The following is a 4,016-nucleotide window of genomic DNA, read 5'->3' on the forward strand; positions in this document are numbered from 1 at the left end:
GCCTTCGCGTGTGGCGAAGGCGGCCTTCAGGCCATCTGTCAGCGGTAGTCGCGCCCGAAGTCGTAGTCGTCGAGCGGGACCGCCGGGCCGGTGCCGGTGCCGAAGACGTCCGGGGTGTAGTAGCCGTCGTCGTAGGACGGGATCGCGTAGGCGGCGACCCGGGCCTCCTCGGTCGGCTGCACCTGGATGTTCCGGTACTTGTTGATCCCGGTGCCGGCGGGGATCAGCTTGCCGATGATCACGTTCTCCTTCAGGCCCACGAGCTTGTCCGACCGGCCGTTGATGGCCGCGTCGGTGAGCACGCGGGTGGTCTCCTGGAAGGAGGCCGCGGACAGCCACGAGTCGGTGGCCAGCGAGGCCTTCGTGATGCCCATCAGGACCGGACGGCCGGAGGCCGGCTCGCCACCGCCGGCGACCACGCGGCGGTTCTCCGACTCGAACTCGGCGCGCTCCACCAGAGCACCGGGGAGGAACTCGGTGGAACCGGAGTCGAGGATCGTCACCCGGCGCAGCATCTGCCGGACGATCACCTCGATGTGCTTGTCGTGGATCGACACACCCTGCGCCCGGTAGACCTTCTGGACCTCCTGGACCAGGTGCAGCTGGGCCTCGCGCGGACCCATGACCCGCAGCACCTCGTGCGGGTCCGGGGTGCCCTCGAGCAGCTGCTGCCCGACCTTGACGTGGTCGCCGTCGGCCAGCGGAAGGCCGGACGGGGTCAGCGCCAGCCGCTGCCGCTTGGACAGCTTGTCCAGGACGATCTCCTCGCTGCCGTCGTCCGGGATCAGCGTGATCTTCCAGTACCGGTCGCCGTCCTCGATCCGCACCCGACCGTCCACGTCGGCGATCGGCGCCTTGCCCTTCGGCACGCGGGCCTCGAACAGCTCCTGCACCCGGGGCAGACCCGTGGTGATGTCCTCACCGGCGACGCCACCCTGGTGGAAGGTGCGCATGGTCAGCTGCGTGCCCGGCTCACCGATCGACTGCGCGGCCACGATGCCGACCGCCTCGCCGACGTCGACGAGCTGGCCGGTGGCCATCGAGCGGCCGTAGCAGGTGGCGCACACCCCGACCACCGACTCGCAGGTGAGCACGCTGCGCACCTTGGCCCTGGTCACGCCCGCGCCGATCAGCTTCTCGATCGCCGGGTCGCCGAGGTCGTCCCCGCGGTTGAGCAGGATGTTGCCGTCCTCGTCGGAGATGTCCTCGGCGAGCGTGCGCGCGTAGACGCTGGTCTCGACGTGCGCGTCGCGGATAACGCCGTCCGGACCGGGCTCACCGACCGGCATGATGATGCCGCGGCTGGTGCCGCAGTCGATCTCCCGCACGATGACGTCCTGCGACACGTCCACCAGACGCCGGGTCAGGTAACCCGAGTCGGCGGTCCGCAGCGCGGTGTCGGCCAGACCCTTGCGGGCGCCGTGCGTGGCGATGAAGTACTCCAGCACGGAAAGGCCCTCGCGGAAGTTGGCCTTGATCGGACGGGGGATGTACTCGCCCTTCGGGTTGGACACCAGACCACGCATCCCGGCCAGCGACCGGACCTGGGTCATGTTGCCCGCCGCACCCGACTTCACGATCATCGGGATCGGGTTGTCCTCGGGGAAGTGCTCCTCCATGGCCGCCGCGACCTCCTCGGTCGCCTGGCCCCAGACCTTGACCAGCTCGTTGTTGCGCTCGGCGTGGGACAGCTGCCCGCGCTGGTAGCGCTTCTCGACCGCGTCGGCCTTCTTCTCGTAGGCGTCGAGGATCTCCTGCTTGCCCGGCGGAACCACGACGTCGGAGATGGCGATCGTGACCCCGGACCGGGTGGCCCAGTAGAAGCCGGCGTCCTTGAGCTTGTCCAGCGTCCGCGCCACGGTGACCATCGGGTACCGCTCGGCCAGGTCGTTGACGATCGCGGCCTGCCGCTTCTTGGGCATCTCCTCGTTGACGAACGGGTAGTCCTCCGGCAGCAGGTCGTTGAACAGCACCCGGCCCAGCGTGGTCTCGGCCAGCCACATCGTGCCCGGCTCCCAGCCGTCCGGCCGGTCGGCCGGCGACGGCGTGCGGTCGTGGATCCGGACCTTGATCGGCGACTGCAGCTCGATCACCTTGCGGTCGAAGGCCATGATGGCCTCGGCCGGCGACGCGAACGCCAGGCCCGCGCCCGTGCCGTCCTCCTTGAGCTTGGTCAGGTGGAACAGCCCGGTGACCATGTCCAGCCGCGGCATGGCCAGCGGCCGCCCGGAGGCCGGGGACAGGATGTTGTTCGACGACAGCATCAGGATCCGGGCCTCGGCCTGCGCCTCGGCGGACAGCGGCAGGTGCACCGCCATCTGGTCGCCGTCGAAGTCGGCGTTGAACGCCTCGCAGACCAGCGGGTGCAGCTGGATCGCCTTGCCCTCGACCAGCTGCGGCTCGAAGGCCTGGATGCCGAGGCGGTGCAGCGTCGGCGCCCGGTTGAGCAGCACCGGGTGCTCGGTGATGACCTCCTCGAGCACGTCCCACACCGCCGGCCGGGCCCGCTCCACCATCCGCTTGGCGGACTTGATGTTCTGCGCGTGGTTGAGGTCGACCAGCCGCTTCATCACGAACGGCTTGAACAGCTCAAGCGCCATGGCCTTGGGCAGGCCGCACTGGTGCAGCTTGAGCTGCGGACCGACCACGATCACCGACCGGCCCGAGTAGTCGACGCGCTTGCCGAGCAGGTTCTGGCGGAACCGGCCCTGCTTGCCCTTGAGCAGGTCGGACAGCGACTTCAGCGGCCGGTTGCCGGGACCGGTGACCGGGCGCCCGCGGCGGCCATTGTCGAACAGCGCGTCCACGGCCTCCTGCAGCATCCGCTTCTCGTTGTTGACGATGATCTCGGGCGCGCCGAGGTCGATCAGTCGCTTCAACCGGTTGTTCCGGTTGATCACGCGGCGGTACAGGTCGTTGAGGTCGGAGGTGGCGAACCGGCCACCGTCGAGCTGGACCATCGGCCGCAGGTCCGGCGGGATCACCGGGATGCAGTCCAGCACCATGCCCATCGGCGAGTTGCTCGTCGAGGAGAACGCGGCGACCACCTTGAGCCGCTTGAGGGCGCGGAGCTTCTTCTGCCCCTTGCCGCTGCGGATGGTCTCGCGCAGGCTCTCGGCCTCGGCCTCCACGTCGAACTCGGCGGCCAACTTCTGGATCGCCTCGGCGCCCATGCCGCCGGTGAAGTAGTCGCCGTACCGGTCGGTCAGCTCGCGGTAGAGCACCTCGTCGGCGATCAGCTGCTTGGGCTCGAGCTTGGTGAAGGTGGTCCAGATCTCCTCGAGCCGGTCCAGCTCGCGCTGGGCCCGGTCGCGGATCTGGCGCATCTCGCGCTCGCCGCCCTCCTTGACCTTGCGGCGCACGTCGCTCTTGGCGCCCTCGGCCTCGAGCTGGGCCAGGTCGGCCTCCAGCTTTTGGGCCCGCGCCTCGATGTCGGCGTCCCGCTTGGCCTCGACCTGCTTGCGCTCGACCCCCATCTCGCTCTCAAGGGTCGGCTGGTCGTTGTGCCGCAGCTCGGTGTTCACCCCGGTGATCACGTACGCGGCGAAGTAGATGATCTTCTCGAGGTCCTTCGGGGCCAGGTCGAGCAGGTAGCCCAGCCGGCTCGGCACACCCTTGAAGTACCAGATGTGCGTGACCGGCGCGGCCAGCTCGATGTGGCCCATCCGCTCCCGGCGGACCTTGGCCCTGGTGACCTCGACACCACACCGCTCACAGATGATGCCCTTGAAGCGCACCCGCTTGTACTTGCCGCAGTAGCACTCCCAGTCCCGGGTGGGACCGAAGATCTTCTCGCAGAACAAGCCGTCCTTCTCCGGCTTGAGCGTGCGGTAGTTGATGGTTTCCGGCTTCTTCACCTCGCCGTAGGACCACTGACGGATGTCGTCGGCGGTCGCCAGGCCGATGCGGAGCTCGTCGAAGAAGTTGACGTCCAGCACGTCGGTTCTTCTCCCCTTTGTTTGATGTGCCGTGATGGGGGATCGGGCCTGCGCCCGGCGGCGGTCGGGCCGCCGCCG

Annotated in this window: 1 protein-coding gene; it reads right to left on the reverse strand. The window is 68.8% G+C overall.

The annotated features are described in order from the left end of the window. Positions 1-38: 38 nt before the first annotated feature. The gene (locus VGX25_RS25780) at positions 39-3,938 is read right to left on the reverse strand and encodes a DNA-directed RNA polymerase subunit beta' (protein ID WP_326920489.1); all 3,900 of its coding nucleotides are present in this window, start codon (positions 3,936-3,938) and stop codon (positions 39-41) included. Positions 3,939-4,016 lie beyond the last annotated feature (78 nt).

It is taken from the genome of Actinophytocola sp., assembly GCF_035942955.1.
GTDB lineage: Bacteria > Actinomycetota > Actinomycetes > Mycobacteriales > Pseudonocardiaceae > DASYTH01.